Below are 18,789 nucleotides of genomic sequence, written 5' to 3'. Positions count from 1 at the left end.
GAAGCCGCAGAACCCAAAGTCAATGCGCGGAATGTAAAACCCTTGCCCCGGCTCTTTGATACGTACGCATCATCTTCACGCCTTGTTCTTCACTGCGGCAGAACGGTATCGGCCTCACTCAGCCATCCCCAGGATCCCTTGGAGCGCTCCCGCAGCCACGCCTCCAGCTCACGGCCGGTGGCCAGGGGCTGCCATCCCAGGGAGCGGATCTGCTCGGGGTGCTTCCCGCTGATCTCTGAGTAAAAGGCGACCCTCCGTTTCCCTGTCGCTGTCATGAGGGCGACCGCTGTCTGAAGATGTCCCGCATCAGCTTCCTGGGCGGTTACATCAGATAAGGATCTCAGGCTCAGACTTTTCACCATATCGAGGAGTCCCGCTGAACCGAAACCCTCCCCGCACTCACCGATCAACAAGATCCATCCATCCGGACGCAGGAATCGGACAGCGTGTTGAAGGCTCTTGTGAACCTGAAGAAGATGGCGATCCCTCGGATACCCGCCGGCATCCACGATGACACCCTGCAGCGGCGCCGACAAAACAACCCGGTGCCCTCTATGATAAAGGGCGCGGCAGCGGTTGATGCTCAGAACCCAATCTTCCCGCCCCGCCATCGTAACAACACCGATCTGATCCCCGAAGCCGAGGGTACTGATCACCGCATGGGGCGGCGCGAGGGTCGCAGCCTCGGCGATATCCTCCGCAACCGGATTGCCGGCGATCTGAGCCGGCGCGCAGGCCGGATCCCATCCTGACATCCCGCGGCCCAAAGCCCGCAGATGGTTCATCAGAATCCCCGGCCGGGAGGCCAATCCGGGAAAAACAAGCTTGGGACCGCCGCCGAATCCGGCGAAGTAATGATAAGAGGTCCCCCCCAAAAGAATCCGGGCGTCGGATTCGAGATAGTGTCGGTCGATGGAGACGGGGGTTCCCCGTGGCGTTGTCCCCACAGGAAGATTTCCCTCATCAGAATGGTGTTGAACGATTTTTATGCGGCCCGATGCGGCGGCCTGCCGGCCATCGTGATCCGCCGGCGCCGCGTGATCGCCGAACCGGAGATGACGCTCGATATCATCCCGTGAGACCTCTGCATGAATTCCGGTGGCGACGAGAATCTTCAATTCCGTCGCGGGCCATCGCATCAGCAGATCAACCACCAATGATGGAAGGATGTCCTGCCAGAACCCCCTGCGGGTGGCGTCGGGAACAACCAAAACAGGATGGCGCGGCGCTCTTGGGAAAAAAGAAGAGAGCGGCTCCCAGTTGGGCGGCTGCCGGGGCCCGCAGGCGCAGGACCGGGTCTCCCCCAGTTCTTCGAGGACCTGATCCGGCTCCATCTCCTGCCAGGCGCTCCTTCGGCCGCGCCAACGCATGGCGGGTTTACCCAAAATCTCTTCCGAGGGACATTCGAGGCAGGCTTTTCCGTAGGGAATTTTCATTCGCCCCCCTTCGCTTTGCGGAAGGCCAGATCCTCAGTTAATATCATCGCGACCGTCCGGGGGCAGGCCTTTCCATCCGACCTGCGCATCACACAGCCGACAAAGTAGGATTTTAAAACCGCTTTGCCGGCGAGATATTCTTCCACAGCATCCGGGTTATTGTTCAAAACTTCAGCGATCCATCCGCGGATGGTGGCTTCATCATTGATCAACGCCAAGCCCTGTTCTTTAACAATCTGGTCCGCAGGGCGGCCCGTCTGAACCATTACCTCCAAGACAGCCCTGGCCGTATCCCCGCTGATCACGCGATCCATAACCAGACGCAGGAAGGCAGCCATCGCTTGAGGCGCAGGCCGGCGCGCGCAAGGGCCTTCTTCCCTCAAAACCCTCCTTAAAATCCTCCTTAGGTCGCCGATGACCCAGTTTGCCGCGGTTTTGACAGCCTGTTCGGCGTCTGATCCCCGCCCGTCGCCCGCTGAGAGTTGAACCACCAGGCTTTGGAAGTCACAAGCATCAGGACGGGTCCGCGTCAGCCGCTCGGCGTCCGCCGCCGGGAGATTCCAGTCCTCTTGAAAACGTCTCCGAATGTCCCAAGGGAGTTCACCCGCCTCCCGTTGCGCATGCTTTAACAATTCATCATCCAGCACCAGCGGCGGCAAATCGGGTTCGGGGAAATACCGATAGTCGGGACGTTCCTCCTTGGACCGCATGGAACGCACACCGCCGGCCACCTGATCCCATAGCAGCGTCATATGCGTCACCGGGCCGCCGCCCCTTCTGATCAGATGTTGTCTAATTATTTCCGCCTCGATGCCCTTTTCTACATTCTTTATGGAATTGAGATTTTTTAACTCGGTCCGGGGATTCATTTCAAGGCTTCCCCTGCGGCGGATCGAAACATTGGCGTCGCAGCGGAGATGCCCCATCTCCATCCGCCCCCCGCTGATTTCAAGATATTGTACAAGTTGACGGACGGCGGCGAGATAGGCCGCCGCCTCAGAGGGCGATCTAAGCTCCGGCTCACTGACAATCTCCGCGAGAGGCACGCCGCCACGGTTGAAATCAACGCTGGAGTCTCGCTGCCCCTCCCTCTCAGGATGTGACATCTTCCCGGCATCTTCCTCCAAATGGATCCGCTTAATGCGAATCTCCCGCTCCCCGCCCTCAACCAGAATCGGGATCGCACCCCCCTCACAGAGGGGAGACTCAAACTGAGTGATCTGGTACCCCTTGGGAAGATCGGGGTAGAAATAATGTTTTCTGGCAAAAAGACTGCGGCGATGCACCCTTCCACCGACGGCGAAACCGAGACGAGCTGCCAACGCCACCGCCCTCCGGTTGACAACGGGAAGGGTCCCGGGATGCCCCAAACAGACGGGACAGGTTTGCGTATTGGCGGGCGCGCCAAAGCCGGCCGGACAGCGGCAGAAAAGCTTACTGCGGGTCTGAAGCTGGATATGAACCTCGAGACCGATCACAGGTTCAAAATCCTGGATCTGATAATCGGTTTTCCCCTCATGGGCGGACATGCGATCTATTCAACCCCCCGTTCAATCCCCAAGAGCCGGCTTATCCGGCGCGATTTGTGCAAGCTGAAGCGTTTGTTCTAAAAGGTGGGCGGGCCGGATCCAATGCTCTTCCTCGCCGGGGCGCCCCATCAACTGAAGACCGACCGGAAGATTGTTTTGAGTGAAGCCCGCTGGAAAAGCCAGCGCTGGAGCGCCGCTCAAGTTTGCGCTTACCGTGAAGAGGTCGGAAAGGTACATCTGCAGAGGCTGTTTGATGCGCTCACCCAGTTTGAAGGCCGGTGTCGGGCTGGTCGGCAGCAGAAGAGCGGAGACCCTTTCAAAGGCCCGCGTTAATGATTCCTTCACCCAGCCGCGGATCTTTTGAGCCCGCAGATAATAGGCGTCACAATAACCGGCGGACAACAGGTAGCTGCCGAGGATAACCCTTCGCTTGACCTCGGGCCCAAACCCCTTGCCACGGGTATGCTTATACAATGATTCCAAGGATTCAAGGGCCTCTCCATCCGCAGCCCGGTAGCCGAATCGGACTCCATCATAGCGCGCTAGATTTGATGAGGCCTCGGCATCGGTCAAGATGTAGTAGCAGGAAACCGCATGATCCGGCTTGGGCATATCGATCTCTTGAAAACGGACCCCGGACTCTTTGAGAACCCGAACGGTATTTTCGTAAATATCAAATACCTCCCGGTTGCACCCCTCCTCAATCCAGCGACGGGGAAGACCCAGAACCAAATCAGCAACCGGACCCCTTAGAGAATTTAAATTGATCGGAGTCGAGTCGGGCGCTGATGTGGAGTCCATCGAATCAGGCCCACAGATAACATTGTACAATTGAAGGCAATCGGCCACGCCGCGGGCCATCGAACCCATGGTGTCGAAACCGGACGCAAAAGCCACAAGGCCATAGCGGGAAACGGCCCCGTAGGAGGGCTTGAAGGCCGTGACGCCGCAGAAGGCGGCCGGTTGCCGGACGGATCCTCCCGTATCGGTGCCGAGGGCCAAGGGGGCCATTCCGGCGCACAAGGCCGCGGCGGATCCACCGCTGGAGCCACCGGGCACACGGGTTTCATCCCATGGATTCCGGGTGGGTCCAAAAGCGGAGTTCTCGGTGGAGGATCCCATGCCGAATTCATCCAGGTTCGTCTTTCCAAGGATCACCGCCCCCGCCCGGCGAAGCTTCTGAATGGCGGTCGCGTCATAGATCGGATCGAAATCCTTCAAAATCCGGCTGGCGCAGGTTGTTCTGAGGTCTTTGGTGCAGATATTGTCCTTTACCGCAACAGGGATGCCGGCGAGGGGCCCGGGGTCGGAGCCTTCACGAACCAGGTTGTCGATAGCGGCTGCTTGCGTTAGGGATCCTGCTTCATCCACCTTCAGAAAGGCGTGGATCTCCTTCTCTTTATCCTTGAGCCTTGAAAGACAGGCGCCAACGAGTTCCGCGGCCCGCAGTTCGCCGCGCCGGATGAGCCCGGCCGCTTCAACGGCCCCCATCCGCCAGAGGGTCATGGCGCCTGCTCCTCATGACCCTCCCGCAGGGTCAACTCAACGGTGCGGGGAACCCGAAAAGAATCATGATGGACGGCAGGAGCTTCCCGCAGGGAAAGCCCGCGGTTCGACCCCCGGCGGGGATGATCATCACGCATGGGTGCGGTGAGACCGGTGGGGTGGGCCATGGGAGGAGCGTCGCCGGTGTCGACCTCATCGAGAACCTGCAGATACTTTAAGATAGCGCCGAGATCGCGATCCAGATCACGCAGCTCCGCCGGTGTGATATCGATCCGCGCCAAATGAGCTATCCGGCGAATGAGTTCGGGATCGACCAGCGGAGAGTCCGCCATGACATCACCTCAGTTTCTCTTTTGTGGAGATGACGGCGTACGGTGCGGGAATCATCGTTCCCGGCGGCGCGTTTTCACATTACAGCACCTTAAGAAAGTTTCGCTGTATTTTCTTCTGACCGCTTCGGGGAAAACGAACGGTGACCCGAGCGCCATCCCCATCCCCATCGACATGCAGAACGCATCCCTCCCCGAAAGTGGGATGCGAAACACGGGCGCCGACAAGGGGATCATCATAAGAGATGACCGCTTCACCGGAATCGTCATCCCGGTACAATCCCCGCCGATCGTATGAGGGGTTCGGCGCCGCCGGCGCCAGATCCGTCACCTCGAATTCAAGGAGATCAGGGGGGATCTGTGTAACAAACTGCGAAACACCGCGATCGAGCGGGCGGTTCGTCCGGCGCCGCTCCCGCGCGGCGGAGAGATGCAGTCGATCACGCGCCCGTGTGCAGGCGACATAGAACAGCCGCCGCTCTTCTTCCAGCTCTTCTTCATTGCGGTAAGCCGACATATGCGGAAAGAGGCCTTCCTCCAAACCGCTCAGAAAGACCTGATCGAACTCCAGACCCTTGGCGTTGTGAACCGTCATTAGACTGATTGAGGAAGCGGCGGTCTGGGCGGAGTCGATTTGGGATAAGAGGCTGAGTTCGCCGACATATTCGTCAAGCGTCCCCTCGGGAGAACGTTGTACATAAACCTGCGCGCCGGAGATAAACTCATCGACGTGCGCCAGCCGGTCTTCCACATCATGTTCGTTCTGGTCTTGAAGGTATTTTCGGTACTCGATCGCTTCGACAAGCTCTTCAATAACCGGACCGGGCGGACCGTTGCGGCGTTCGCGAAGTTTCAGGATGAGATCCGCCCATTCTTGCAGAGCTTTGCCGGACCGGCCGCCGACCGGTGAACTCTCTCCCGCCGCCAAAGTGACCGGATCGATACCCCGGATGCGCGCTTCGGCCAGCCATCGCAGAATCGTCTTCTCACCGACGCCCCGCCGGGGCACACCGACCGCGCGCCGCAGACTGATTTCATCCAGGGGATTCAATGACAGGCGCAGGTACGCCAGAAGGTCCTTAATTTCACGGCGCTGATAAAAGGTGACCGAACCGACAATGATATAGGGAATCCGTCTTGCAAGACAGGCATCTTCCAAAGGTCGGGACTGGGCATGCGTTCGGTAGAGAATCACAATCTCACCCGGCGACACCTGGCCATCCTTCAGAACCTCGCTGATGTTGGCGAGAATCTCCCGGGCTTCGTCGTCTTCGTTATGCCCAAGATAGAAGCGCACGGGTTCGCCGGGGCCGCGGCCTGTCCAAAGCTTTTTGGGTTTCCGGCCCCTGTTTCTTGAAACCACGGCGTGGGCGACATCCAGAATAGAGGAGGTCGATCGATAATTTTCCTCGAGACGGATCGTCTCCACTTTCGGGAAAGCCCGTTCGACATCAAGAATGTTCCGGATATCGGCGCCGCGCCATCCGTAGATCGACTGATCATCGTCACCCACAACAAAGATATTGCCATCCGGACCCGACAAAGCCTCCACGAATTGGAACTGAACGGCGTTGGTATCCTGATATTCATCGACAAGAATGTGTTCAAACCGCCGGCGGTAGGAATCCTGAATGGATGGATGGTTGCGAAGCAGGGCCAGGCTTTCGATCAGGATGTCATCGAAGTCCACGGCGTTCTGGCGCTTCAATTCTTTCTGATAACGCTGCCAAATATGAGCGATCAGGGCCGCGCGGGGATCCCCACCGGTCATCTGATCCGGGGTTTGCATGGCGTTCTTTGCGCGGCTGATCCGCCCCAGCATCTCCCGAGCCTGGTGGCGCGTCTCGCCAACATTTTCTTCTTTAAGTATCCTCCCGAGAAGCGCCCGCTGGTCATCCGTATCGAACACCGTCAAACCTTCTTTAAATCCGGCCTCCCTAACGTGGATTCTCAGCATGCGGAGTCCAATCGAATGGAAGGTGCCGATCCAAAGACCCGTGATGCCCACCCCTATGAGAGTTTCCACCCGGTCCCGCATCTCAGCAGCCGCTTTATTTGTAAAGGTGACGGCGAGGATTTGCGAGGGGCGGACATTTTGCTGATGGATGAGGTAGGCGATCCGGTGTGTCAGGACGCGCGTTTTACCGCTCCCGGCTCCGGCCAATACAAGCAGCGGACCCCGGCCATGCTCGACGGCCTCCCGCTGAGGGTGATTAAGATTTACGGTTGGTGATATGGTGGGCATGAGACCTCGTTGTTGCTTTCCCTAGCCTTTACTCATACTCGATGCGGAATTTCAAATCAAGGTTATACTCTTCAGCGGAATGCCCGCCCTGAACCGATTCTCTTAAAACTCCGGCCTTCAAATAAAGGATATTGCTCAGCCGGTAATGCATCGTCACTTCCTGCGCGGGTGAGGAGGAGAGTTCCTGGGCATAGTTGAGACTGAATTGCGGGCTGAGGATCGGTTGAATCAGTATCTCATCCATATCGGGCGCCACCCGCACACGGTTCAGCCAGGGAATCTCCTCCGACAGCTGATTCTCCAAACGGGCGACCATTTCGCTGATGAGGAAATCGCGCGTTTCCCCTGACGCCGCATCCCTGCCGGATCCATGCGAGGCGATTCTTCCAAAACTCAGAAGTTCGATGATCTCCTCACGGCTCAATTCGGGCTCAGAAGAGAGCGCCACCTGCAATTCATCCGCCCGACCGGTGACATCGACCTTAACGGTCACCGCTCCCACCGGTTCCCCTTCTGCAGAGAGGACTTCCGTCGCCTGCGTCTCGGCCTGCAGATTGACCCTGACCTCAATACCGGACCCGCTATCTTGAAACTCCAGATCGCCGCTCCTCACGGCGAATTGATTGTTAAAGACCCTGTACCACCCGCCCTGAACATCAATACCCCCCGCCAAGTTCCACCAGTTGTCCCTCTCCGAAACAACCAGCTTGCCGTTTCCCAGCATGAGTTGGGTCGTCGGCTGGGTCACCATGATCTTCGTGGGAGCTTCAACGTCGAGTTGTATCAGCCAGGGTGTCGGCCGAACCGGTCCGGGGATTTTTCTTGGCGTGATATCGAGGATCATGGCCTCACGTATGTAAGCATCTCCGAGGACATGCGGCCGGATTTGTCCACTGATGGAGTCCACCCGCGAGATGATGCGGATATTCCCGTCGGCTTCCACACGATAAACGCCTGTCTCAAAGAAAAGTCCCTCACGGACGGTGAGATCGAGATCCATATCCTCCAATGTGAGAAACCGTCCTGTGGCGGTGATGCGGCCCTTCGGGCCGATGCGGGCCTTTACCGACTCAAGGTGGACGCCGAGTGAATCCATCCTTAATTTGGCATGGATCTCTTCGAGACGCTCCTCTCTCAGTGGGATCCTTAAAGATCCGCCGTCAATTGTCAGATTCCCTGTGATAAGGGGCGGATGAAGAGGACCTTGAATCCGGAGATCGGCTTGGAAAACACCCTTCGGCTCCTGTAGCAGCTCGCTGAGGGAAGACCAGATGGCCAGGTTCCCTTTGGGAATGTTCAAATGCAGATCAATATCCTCTCCGTCATTCGGGAGATGAACCGCGGCGGGCAAGGCCGAGAGTTCGAGCGGAATAACGCCGCTGATCGCGCCGCCCAATCCCTCTTTAAGCCAATGCAGATCTCGAATAGACAATTCCCCGGATTCATAGTCGATTTTGAGAGAAAGAGAATCGAGCCGGGTCCGTCGATAAGCGGCATCCTTACCTTCGACATTAAGATGGAAGAGCGGATGAGCAGGCGTGCCGGAAAGGTTAAGATCGATATCAAGGATTCCTTCAGGACGGATGGCATCATACGATCCTTCGATGGTGGTTTTCGGTCGGACAATCCGGATGATTGATTCCAGATCCCGGGTGGCGGTATCCTGCACCGTTCGAGGCTTGTATTCATCGATCCGCCAGCCGGAGTTTTCCATGAGCCGGTCCAAATCCAGGTTCCGGAAAGTCGCCGCGCCGGCCCAAGGCGTATCCGGCAAATGCAGGGAATCGGGAGAACTCAGATGGGAAAGAAAGGTTGCGAAATCGACATTGATGAACAGCTGCAATGAATCGATCGCGGCCGCCCCCCAGCGTCCCCTTGCCTGTAGACGCCTTAGATCGATGGCTCCTTCCCGCCAATCGAGCGCGCCAGTAAAGTCATTGAGGGGCCAATTCCAAAGAGCCAAGGAGTCGCTCTGAAAACGCACGCTCATTCCGGGATTCGGCCAATATCCCGAGAGTGAGGCGTCGCAGTTGATTTCCCCCCCCGTCGCTTCGGGCCGGAGGCCCCACGAAGAGAGCAGCGGCAGAAAATCGCCGTGCAGGCTGAACCGGCCTTCTACATTATTTTCAGCACCCCACAATCCATCGAAGCTCAAATCCCCGGCGGGAGAGATCAAAGAAAGTCCATCAATCGATACGCCGCGGGAGCCCCACCCGATGAAGAAGGGTTTCTCGGCATCCCAGGCCGCACCCTCCGGCGGCCGCCATTCAAAATTCTCTATCTGAAGACCACCTTCCGGAGCGGGATCCAGGATACCGACGATTGAAACGGCTTGATCGGAGAACCGGGTGCCGCCCCGCACAAGAATCCCCATCTCTAAATCCTGTATCTCGAGCCACACTGAATCAGCGGCAAAAGCTCCGGCATGGAATCCCGAAAGCCGGACCCGGCCATCAAGGTGATTCCCAGGAATTGTATAATCAACCCATGGAAGCCGGATCTCGCTTGCCGCCAGCTCGCCCCAATTTATATCCCTTCCATCCAGCGAACCGTAAATGCGCATCGCCTCTCCGGTTTTTTGCATCTGGAGCCGGCCGAAAAGACGACCCTCCACAGGCGCATCGAGAAAGGGATCGGTGATGGCCGGAGCCGGGACATTCTCCAAGCGGATGGCGGCGTTCATAACGCCGTCTTGCAGATCAAATCGCCCCCCGCCGGTTAATCGTCCCTCGTCCAGATCAATGAGGAATGTATCGGCTTGTACAAATGAGGATGTTACCAAACCTCGAGCTTGAAGCCCGTCCAAACGCTGGTTCCCAATAGCGCTCGGACCCAACCTCAAAGAATAAATGATCTCCCAGATCTCATTTTTCGGCCGGCGATAAACGAATTGCGTCGATCCAGCCAGATTTGTCCTCCCGATCGGTGACGCCCTCCAAGGAAAATCCGGGCCGTTCAGATTCGTTTTCTGGAATGTTACATCACCATCAATATGGGCGAATTCCGAATCAGCGCGCCCTGAAAAGATCAGATCAGCCCCGGGTCTTTTGAGATGAATCTCCTCCGCCTGCCAACCCTCGGGTGTGCGCTGAACCAGCCCTGCGATATCCGCAGGCCCCCCGCCCCAAAAACCCTGAAGCTCCCCATGAAGTGCGAGGGTATCCGGGACAAAAGTCAGATTTATCGATCCGGTGAGCGTATCGCTGGTCCCGGGCGAATAGGGGTCGGGTACCTGCAGCCTCAGGCTATCCATCATTTCAGCCGGCAGGATTTTCTCGAGCTGCATCGTGACAAACCACTCGGAGCCTCGGCTTTGGCGGAGCCAGAGCTGGCCCTCCAATCCGGCGCTCCTCACATCCAAATGATCCAGCCGCAGGGTTCCCTTCGACTCATAACGTAGATCGCCGCCTGAAAAATTGAGCGCCATCTCAGCCGAGGAGGGCCTGAGAGCGCCGGCGGCGAGAAGGACCCGGATCGAATCGACATCAAGTCGAAGGTCTCCCTTTTCCAATTGTATCGAATTCAATTCCATACGCGATTCGCCCACCGGCATCCCTTCTCTCAACAGTGAGAGATGTTGGAGTCCGAAATGGGAACACCTCACGCTACGCGCACGACCAGGACCCGGGTCGGCCAGTTCATCAACAACCCCGGCCTCCGCGTGCCAATGAGGAACGCACGATCTCTGAAGATTCACGGACACCGAATCCAATTCAAGGCGATCGATACTATAGCGGCCCCAAATCAAATCGCTGATATCCCAGGAGGTGTTGAGATGGGATATCCGCGCCCAGTCACTCCAATCTCCAAGACTGTCTTTGCAGGACAAGACGATTCCAGAGAAAGAGGCCCCGCCGGGATCCAATCGGTGGACGTTCCCCACCCGCAGACGGGTTCCCGCGCCTAGAAGCCAATTCCCCGGCCCGTTGTCGAGCATCCAGTTTCTCGGTGTCTCGAAACGAACGAGGATAAAGGGCGCAATGAAGCAGAAAAATAGACCGGCCAAAAGTCCCACGGGAAGCCAGCGCAACCACCGCCGATGGCCCGGTTTGCCACCCCTGGAATTATTCTTCCGATCGTCCGTCATCAGAATGCCTGTCCAAGACTGAAGTGAACCTCTCTCGAGGATTCGCCCTCTGCCGGCTCCCTCCCGATCATTACACCGTAGTCAAGCCTCAAAGGTCCAACCGGTGTTCTGAACCGCAGACCGAAACCGAGAGAGAAAGCAACGGCCAGAGGTGAATAAGGACCATGCTGAAAACCCTCGCGGAATCGACTGATTTTGAACTCCGCGGGATCGGCCCAGACATTCCCCGCATCCATGAATAAGGCTCCCTGAAACTGCCAGACAAGGGGGAAACGAACTTCAACATTTCCAATAAAGAGGGCGAGTCCGCCGATCGGCTGGTCTTCCCCTGTTCTTCTTCCCAAGCTCTCTTCTTTGTACCCGCGCACTGTTGTCCCGCCTCCGGTCCGGTACCGGTCTTCAAAGGGTACGCGCGCGACCTGCAGCGAGTCGGCCCCGGGACCGGTGAGTTCCGGGCCCAGGGGCTGTATATATCCGGCTTTCAGGCGGAACGCCGTGACAACCCCGCTGCTCAATGTGAAATACCAGGAGGCGGAGGCCGTGGTTCTGAAAAAGTTGTTCTTGCCTCCGAGAAACCCGCCGGCATAGTCGGCGATGAACCGGTAAGAACTTCCCTGCGAAGGGTCAAAGATGCTGTTTCGCCGATCTTGATCCAATGTAAAAGTAACCAGATGCGTGTTGTAATGTTCTCGAAGAGCCGTTGAGTCGGATGTGCTGACCCAACGAACCTCGAAATCGATTTTCCCCCTGATTTTCCTGGTCAGTTCTCTGCGAAATGTCTGGATCACACCGTCAATTGTTTGTTCGAAGGTTTTTTCACGTTCGAAGTCATGATAAAGAGTGCTCTGGCTCGCTACCGGTGTCTCAAACAGAAAGGGTTCCGTAAAACGCATCTCCGCGAATCCTTCCCGTAAAACCAGGGGTGTATCACCAAGTGTCTTATCCAGGCTGTATTTGAGACTGCCGGTCACCTGCAGGGCGCGCCATCGTCCGCGCAGATTCCGGTGCCCCCATTCCGCCACGATCCGCGCCTCGTCGTCGGAACTGTAACCGATGCCGGCCCCGTACCACCCCGGTTTCTTCTCCGAAATTTTCACGAGGAGGTCGGCCTGGCCGACGTAGGTTGAGTCGACCAGAGGAATGATCCTTACCGATCGGAAAAGACCGGTTCTTAGCAGACGGGCTTGGCTCTCAAGAAGGCGGGATCGGCGGAAGGTATCCCCCGGCTTTAACAGTACGAGCCGCTGTATAACTCCGGCGCGCGAACCGAACTCTCCCTCCACACGGATATCTCTGATCGAGATAACCGGTCCTTCCTGAACCTGATAGACGATATCGGCTTGAAGGGAATCGGCCAGGTAGCGAACCTCACTCCGCGCTTCCGTCATGGCCATTCCGCGATTGGCATAGTAGATCAGGATTTGTTCAATATCTCTGCGGACGATATCCTCCCGGAGCGATCCTCCCTTCTTTAGCCGGATCTCCTTCCGGACCCCCGGAGCCAGCGTCGGCCGGACCCCTTCCAGAAGAATCTCCCGCACCTCGACCCGCCGGCCTTCATCCAGCGTGATACCGATCCGGATGTGGGTGTCCGTCTCTTCATACTCAACAAGGGCGTCCAGGATTCTCGCGAAAGGGAACCCTTCCTCATGGTAGAGATCCAGGATTCCCAGCAGATCCTTTGCCAGAACATCCCTGCCAAGAAAACGGGGACGGCGGAGAGGATTCCAGGGAGAGGGCTGGCGGTGGCGCATGCCGGCGCGTAACCTGTCGCCGGAAATGGAATGATTTCCCGAGAAGGTAATCTTCCTGATAAAAGGCGACGCGAATTCATCCGGCGCCGCAGCACCAGAACCAACCCAGAGTCCCGCGAGGAAAAGACCCGCGAGAACTAGGTTCCGGATCCGACAAGCAACCCGGCCGCGTTCCGAGCCCACCGGTCAGCCTCCATGATCTTTTCCACAGAATCGGCTTCGCCTCCATCCGATTCCGACATGATCTGTTTCAGGAGTCGGGGGATATCGGTGAATGGGATTTTCTCGCGCAGGAAAGCATTGACGAAGACCTCATCGGCGGCATTGAGCATCGCCGGCGCGGTTCCCCCCCGCCGTGCGGCATTCTGCGCTAAAGCCAGACAGGGATACCGCTTGAGATCTAAATCCTCAAAACTCAAATTTCCGATAGCCGGAAGCGAACAGGGTCCGGCCGGGGATGCAAGCCGCTCGGGATAGGTCAATGCGTATTGAATGGGTATCCTCATATCAGGTTGCGACAATTGCGCCAGCAAGGATCCGTCCCTTAATTCAATCAAGGCATGGACTATCGATTGTGGATGAATCCATACCTCAATGTGATCAATAGGCACTTGGAACAAGTAACAGGCTTCTATTAATTCTAATCCCTTATTCATCAAGCTGGCCGAGTCGACAGTGATCCGCGGCCCCATATTCCATGTCGGATGATCCAAGGCTTGATCAACTTTTACATTTTTTAATTGATCCAGCGGCAGGGTTCGAAAGGGACCGCCGGAGGCGGTGAGAATCAGCCGGGCCACGGAATCAGGATTGATATTTTCAAGAAGCTGAAACAGGCTGCTGTGTTCGCTGTCGACCGGCAGGATTTGTCCCCCATGGCGACGCGCTGTCTCCCGCAGCAACGGTCCCGCCATAACCATGGACTCTTTGTTTGCCAGCGCGACCCTGCGACCCGTTTTGAGGGCCGCAAGTGTGGGCGGGAGTCCGAGGGCGCCGACCAGGCCGTTGACGACAATATCAGCCCTTGAATCACCGGCCAATTCCGCGAGAGCAAGCTCCCCTTGGGATATCTCTCCCTGCCAACCATCTTGTACAATTCTTCTCAGCTCCGCGGCTTCGTTCGGCCCCTTCACGACAACCCGTTCAGGCTTCCAAACAGCGATCTGATCCGCAAGGCGACCGGTCCGAGTTCCCGCCGCCAGTCCGAAGACCTTGAAACGGTCCCGATGAAGTGCGAGAACATCCATCGTGTTTATGCCGATGCTTCCGGTCGAGCCGAGCACAACAACAGATCTGCGCCTTGGGCTCAGCTCCTCCACATCAACGCCCTCCACCGCTTACCAAGAGCAACAAATAAAGATAGAGAATGGGAAGAGAGAACAGGAGGGAGTCAAAGCGATCCAGAATCCCCCCGTGGCCGGGTATCAGGGACGAGGAATCTTTCATTCCAGCCTCTCTCTTCAGGAGCGATTCCGCCAGATCTCCGACCTGGGAGACGGTGCCGCCGATGATTCCAAAGACAACGGCCTGCTCCGTATCCAAGAATCCGGCAAACCATACTTTTCCCAAAAGAGCCATGAGGATGGCGCCGGCGGCCCCCCCTACCGCTCCTTCCCAGGATTTTTTCGGGCTGACCCGGGGCCACAACTTATGGCGGCCGAAAAGACGGCCGAAGGTATAGGCGAACGTATCACAGCCCCAAACAACGAGAAAGATAAGGAGGACCGCGTCACGGCCCATCTCAGGAAACTCTACGGTGGAGAGAATCCGAATTTTGTAAAAGAAGGCGGGCAATAGACCGGTATAAAGGCCGCCCAGAAGCGTTGATCCAAGGAGCAGAAGGGGGCGCATGGAGCCGCAGATCAATTCCAGAACAAATCCGGCGAGGAGCAGGAGCGCCAGCACTACAGCCATTCCTTCCCCCCCGGCGTAACAGGCGCCGGCGAGAAAGCCGAGGGCGGCGATGGCCGTCCAGCCCGGCCAGGGTTTCAAGCCACGAGACTTTAACAACTGCTCCCATTCAAAGGCTCCAAGAATCACCAATAAAAATATGAAAACCTGAAAGGGCCAGGATCCGATGGTAATGAGAAAGTAAAGCAGAGGAAGAAAGACAGCAGCGGAAACGAGACGCCAGGCTAAAGATGATCGCGAGGCGGGACGGAGGGGTGCAGCGGTACCGTGGGGTGGAGCATCAGCCGACACGGCCAAAGCGTCGATTTCTCTTCTGATAGTCGACCACAGCCCGGAAGAGGTCTTCCTTCCGGAAATCGGGCCATAATGTTTGGGTAACCCAGATTTCCGCATAGGCCAACTGCCAGAGCAGGAAATTGGATAGGCGCAATTCCCCGCTGGTTCGTATCAGTAGATCGGGATGAGGCATGCCTTTGGTGTAAAGGTGCTTTTCCATCAGCTCTTCATCCACATCGTCGGTTTTCACACGGCCTTTGATGACCTCATCGACAATCCGGCGCACCGTATCGACGATCTCCGCGCGGCCTCCATAACTAAGAGCCAAATTCAGGCAGAGGCGGTCACCCCCCTCGAGAAAGCGCCGTGTCGTCTCTAATTCATTACGGACCGATTCCGGAAGATCTTCAAGCCGGCCGATCGCCTGGAGTTTAACACCGTTTTTCTTAAGCTCCTCCCTTTCTTCCACCAGAACTTGGCGCAGAAATTCCATCAGCGCCTGCACCTCATCAAGAGGACGTTGCCAATTCTCGATTGAAAATGTGTAGAGGGTAAGGAGAGGAATTCCCACATCAACGCAGCCTTCCACCACCTGCCGGACTGATTTGCGGCCCGCTTGGTGCCCCGCGATTCGGGGTAATCCGCGCTGCTGAGCCCAGCGGCCGTTGCCGTCCATAATGATCGCCACATGCTGCGGGACGTTCGAGTTTTGCGAGATAACCTTCCGAAACTCGGCTAATGTTGCTTCATGCATAACTTGTTCAGCGCTAGTGGACATCCCTGATTCCCTCTGTCAAAGGCTGGGTACGCTTTCCCGCTCGTTTTCCTCAGTCTTCAAGAATCTCCTTTTCCTTGCCGGTCAGAAGGGAGTCGACCTGCACAATATAGTTGTCGGTCGTCTTCTGTATTTCCGTCTGGCCCCGGCGGAGTTCGTCTTCTGAAATCTCTTTCCCCTTCTCCTTCTTCCGGAGTTCTTCAATGGCGTCGCGACGGATATTGCGAACGCTGACCTTATACTCCTCCGACGTCTTCTTCACCTTGCGGACCAAATCCTGCCGCCGCTCTTCCGTCAGGGGTGGAATGGGAATCCGGATGATCTGGCCGTCATTCGAGGGGTTGAACCCCAGATCAGCCTTCTGAATCGCCTTTTCAATATCTCCCAGAACGGTTTTGTCATAGGGTTGCACGACCAATAGACGCGGTTCTGGGGCGGATATGGAAGCAATCTGTTTGAGCGGAACAGCCGAGCCATAATAATCAACGCGAACTCCATCCAAAATGGCCGGAGTCGCCCTTCCCGTGCGGACACTCATTAAATCCTGTCGGAAGGATTCCAAGCTTTTTTTCATCCGTTCTTCGGCGCTTTTTCGCGTCTCTTCCATGGTTGTTATCCTTCTCCTTCCTGGCCCCGGAGGATTCGTGTTCCCAATCTCTCACCCTTGAGCAGCCGTTCAAGATTTCCCGGCACCGTAATATTAAAAACAACGACGGGAAGATTGTTCTCCATACAAAGCGTGAGCGCTGTTAAATCCATGACGCGTAGCTGGCGGGACAAAGCTTCCTGGAAAGTCAATTCACTGTAGAATTCGGCCGCCGGATTGACGACAGGATCCGAGGAATAAACGCCATCCACCTTCGTCCCTTTGAGAACCACCTGGCTGTGTATCTCTGCGGCCCGAAGCACCGCAGCGGAATCTGTTGTAAAATAGGGATTCCCCGTACCCGCCGCGAAGACAACGATACGGCCCTTTTCGAGATGACGGATGGCCCGGCGCCTGACAAAGGGCTCGCAGACCTGTTCCATCCGTATTGCAGAGAGAACCCGGGTCTCTTTACCCAGGTTCTCGAGCTGGCCTTGGAGGGCCAAAGCATTGATGGTTGTACCGAGCATGCCGATTGTATCGGCGGCCGCCGAATCCATCCCGTCCGCGATGGCCTGCCGGCCTCGGAATAGATTGCCGCCACCGACTACGATCCCGGTTTCACAGCCCAAATCATGGACCCTTGAAATTTGCCGTGCCAAATTCTGAATGGTCGAAAAATGAAGACCTGTTCCCCCGTCACCGGCAAGGATTTCCCCGCTCAGCTTCAAGAGAATCCTTTTATAAATTGGCTGTATCACCGGTTCACCAGAGTTCAACTCCGGTCGAGGTTACTCCCCCACCCTAAAGTGGGCGAATTGATGAATGACCGTATTCTCACCCAGCTTGGCGATAAGCGCCTTCAGGAGATCATTAATTGTTATCTCAGGATTCCTGATATGCCCCTGCTCCAACAAGCAAGCCTCACGGTAATACTTTTCCATGCGGCCGTCTATCATCTTGTCCCAGATTTTCTCTGGCTTTCCGGATTCTTTCGCCTGTTCCCGGTAAATTTCCCTCTCTTTGGCAACGATCTCTGGGGGGATATCTTCCCTGGAAATAGCAATCGGATGCGCGGCCGCGATATGCATGGCGATTTCCTTGCAGAAATTCTTAAAATCGTCGGTCCGAGCCACAAAATCGGTTTCGCAATTGATCTCGACCAACACACCGACCTGATCCCCTGGATGGATATAGGCATAGACAAGCCCTTGGTTCGTCGACCGGCCGGTCTTTTTATCCGCCAGAACAAGACCCTGCACGCGCAGTTCTTCCTTGGCCTTCTCTATATCACCGTCCACCTTCTGAAGAGCCTTCTTGCACTCCATCATCCCCGCTCCGGTCATTTCGCGGAGCATTCTCACTTGTTCAGCTGTAATTGTCATCTCTCTTCCCTCTTTCTTCTTGTCCGGGGCAATGCCCGCCTGACCGGCACGCGATCAAAGACCGGGCATTAGGATGAATTAGGAATTCTCGGATGCGGACGCGGCCGTTGCCTCTTTCTCCTCATCGGCAGACGCCGACGCTGCGTGAGGAGCCACCGCTTTCGATTCCAAAATGGTATCGCCGATATATCTCGCGAAGAGCCGGATGCTCCTCAGCGCATCATCATTGGCCGGAATCGGATAATCGATTTCATCGGGATCGGAATTTGTATCGACCAAGCCGATAACCGGGATTTCAAGACGCTTGGCCTCATGAACCGCGATGGCCTCTTTCTTTGTATCCACGACAAAAATGGCGCCCGGCAGCCTATGCATCTCTTTGACTCCGCTAAAAGTCTTTTCGAGTTTCAGGTATTCCTTCTCGAGTTTTGATGCTTCCTTTTTAGTGAGGGTCTGAAGACTTCCGTCTTCCCGCATCCGCTCTAAAGTTCTGAGACGGCGGACAGACATTTTAATTGTCTGAAAATTGGTGAGCATCCCGCCGAGCCACCGTGTTGTGACAAAGAACATCCCGCAACGGCGGGCTTCTTCCTCAATAATGTCAACCGCCTGCTTCTTGGTTCCCACAAAAAGGACCGATCCACCAGCGCTGACGGCACGCTGGACAAGTTCCCCGGCCTGCTCCATCGCCTTCATTGTGAATTGGAGATCGATGATATGAATGCGGTTCCGCTCCATAAAGATATACTTCTTCATTTTTGGATTCCAGCGGCGCGTCTGATGGCCGAAATGAACCCCCGCATCCAACAAGTCTTTAATCGTAATCTGCTGCATAATTCCTCCGCTTGTGCGTCTTTCGCCTCCGCCCCAGGACCCGGCAGAAGCCGGGAAGACGTCCTATCGGGACGTGTGAATTGAGTGGGAACCGTCGTTCAACCGCCGTCTCCCACCCTCGATAGATCAATCTCTA

The 18,789-nt window shown here is 56.5% G+C and carries 14 protein-coding genes; all 14 read right to left on the bottom strand.

From position 1 onward, the window contains the following. Positions 1-89 precede the first annotated feature (89 nt). The gene (locus KJ970_06415) at positions 90-1,436 is read right to left on the bottom strand and encodes a DUF2088 domain-containing protein (GenBank protein MBU2690545.1); all 1,347 of its coding nucleotides are present in this window, start codon (positions 1,434-1,436) and stop codon (positions 90-92) included. Then, complete coding sequence (gene gatB, locus KJ970_06410) at positions 1,433-2,965, bottom strand: Asp-tRNA(Asn)/Glu-tRNA(Gln) amidotransferase subunit GatB (protein MBU2690544.1); 1,533 nt, start codon at positions 2,963-2,965, stop codon at positions 1,433-1,435. Before gatB ends, KJ970_06415 begins: the two co-directional genes overlap by 4 nt. A gap of 21 nt (positions 2,966-2,986) precedes the next feature. Further along, on the bottom strand, positions 2,987-4,471 hold the full coding sequence (gatA, locus tag KJ970_06405; GenBank protein MBU2690543.1) for an Asp-tRNA(Asn)/Glu-tRNA(Gln) amidotransferase subunit GatA: 1,485 nt from the start codon (positions 4,469-4,471) through the stop codon (positions 2,987-2,989). Further along, entirely contained in the window at positions 4,468-4,803 is a 336-nt protein-coding gene (gene gatC, locus KJ970_06400) for an Asp-tRNA(Asn)/Glu-tRNA(Gln) amidotransferase subunit GatC (GenBank protein ID MBU2690542.1), read from the bottom strand. The genes gatA and gatC overlap by 4 nt, the downstream gene beginning before the upstream one ends. Positions 4,804-4,882: 79 nt before the next feature. Continuing rightward, positions 4,883-7,045: a UvrD-helicase domain-containing protein gene (locus KJ970_06395; GenBank protein ID MBU2690541.1), complete on the bottom strand. Its 2,163-nt coding sequence runs from the start codon at positions 7,043-7,045 to the stop codon at positions 4,883-4,885. Positions 7,046-7,073: 28 nt separating this feature from the next. After that, positions 7,074-11,132: a translocation/assembly module TamB domain-containing protein gene (locus tag KJ970_06390; GenBank protein MBU2690540.1), complete on the bottom strand. Its 4,059-nt coding sequence runs from the start codon at positions 11,130-11,132 to the stop codon at positions 7,074-7,076. Further along, positions 11,132-13,069: a BamA/TamA family outer membrane protein gene (locus KJ970_06385; GenBank protein MBU2690539.1), complete on the bottom strand. Its 1,938-nt coding sequence runs from the start codon at positions 13,067-13,069 to the stop codon at positions 11,132-11,134. Before KJ970_06385 ends, KJ970_06390 begins: the two co-directional genes overlap by 1 nt. Then, complete coding sequence (dxr, locus tag KJ970_06380; GenBank protein MBU2690538.1) at positions 13,024-14,133, bottom strand: 1-deoxy-D-xylulose-5-phosphate reductoisomerase; 1,110 nt, start codon at positions 14,131-14,133, stop codon at positions 13,024-13,026. Before dxr ends, KJ970_06385 begins: the two co-directional genes overlap by 46 nt. 73 nt (positions 14,134-14,206) lie before the next feature. Beyond that, positions 14,207-15,088 carry a phosphatidate cytidylyltransferase gene (locus tag KJ970_06375; protein ID MBU2690537.1) on the bottom strand — a complete coding sequence of 294 codons (882 nt, stop codon included), beginning with the start codon at positions 15,086-15,088 and terminating at the stop codon, positions 14,207-14,209. After that, positions 15,078-15,827, bottom strand: coding sequence for an isoprenyl transferase (locus KJ970_06370; GenBank protein MBU2690536.1), 750 nt, complete (start codon positions 15,825-15,827; stop codon positions 15,078-15,080). The genes KJ970_06375 and KJ970_06370 overlap by 11 nt, the downstream gene beginning before the upstream one ends. A 73-nt stretch (positions 15,828-15,900) precedes the next feature. Continuing rightward, the gene (gene frr, locus KJ970_06365; protein ID MBU2690535.1) at positions 15,901-16,455 is read right to left on the bottom strand and encodes a ribosome recycling factor; all 555 of its coding nucleotides are present in this window, start codon (positions 16,453-16,455) and stop codon (positions 15,901-15,903) included. 5 nt (positions 16,456-16,460) lie between these two features. Next, positions 16,461-17,195 carry a UMP kinase gene (gene pyrH / locus KJ970_06360; protein ID MBU2690534.1) on the bottom strand — a complete coding sequence of 245 codons (735 nt, stop codon included), beginning with the start codon at positions 17,193-17,195 and terminating at the stop codon, positions 16,461-16,463. Positions 17,196-17,225: 30 nt separating this feature from the next. Next, positions 17,226-17,819, bottom strand: a complete 594-nt coding sequence (tsf, locus tag KJ970_06355; GenBank protein ID MBU2690533.1) for a translation elongation factor Ts — start codon at positions 17,817-17,819, stop codon at positions 17,226-17,228. Between the two features lie 78 nt (positions 17,820-17,897). Beyond that, entirely contained in the window at positions 17,898-18,653 is a 756-nt protein-coding gene (gene rpsB, locus KJ970_06350; protein MBU2690532.1) for a 30S ribosomal protein S2, read from the bottom strand. Between the last annotated feature and the right edge of the window lie 136 nt (positions 18,654-18,789).

The sequence above is a fragment of the Candidatus Eisenbacteria bacterium genome, from assembly GCA_018831195.1.
Lineage (GTDB): Bacteria > Eisenbacteria > RBG-16-71-46 > CAIMUX01 > JAHJDP01 > JAHJDP01.
This window is presented reverse-complemented; position numbering and strand designations above follow the sequence as displayed.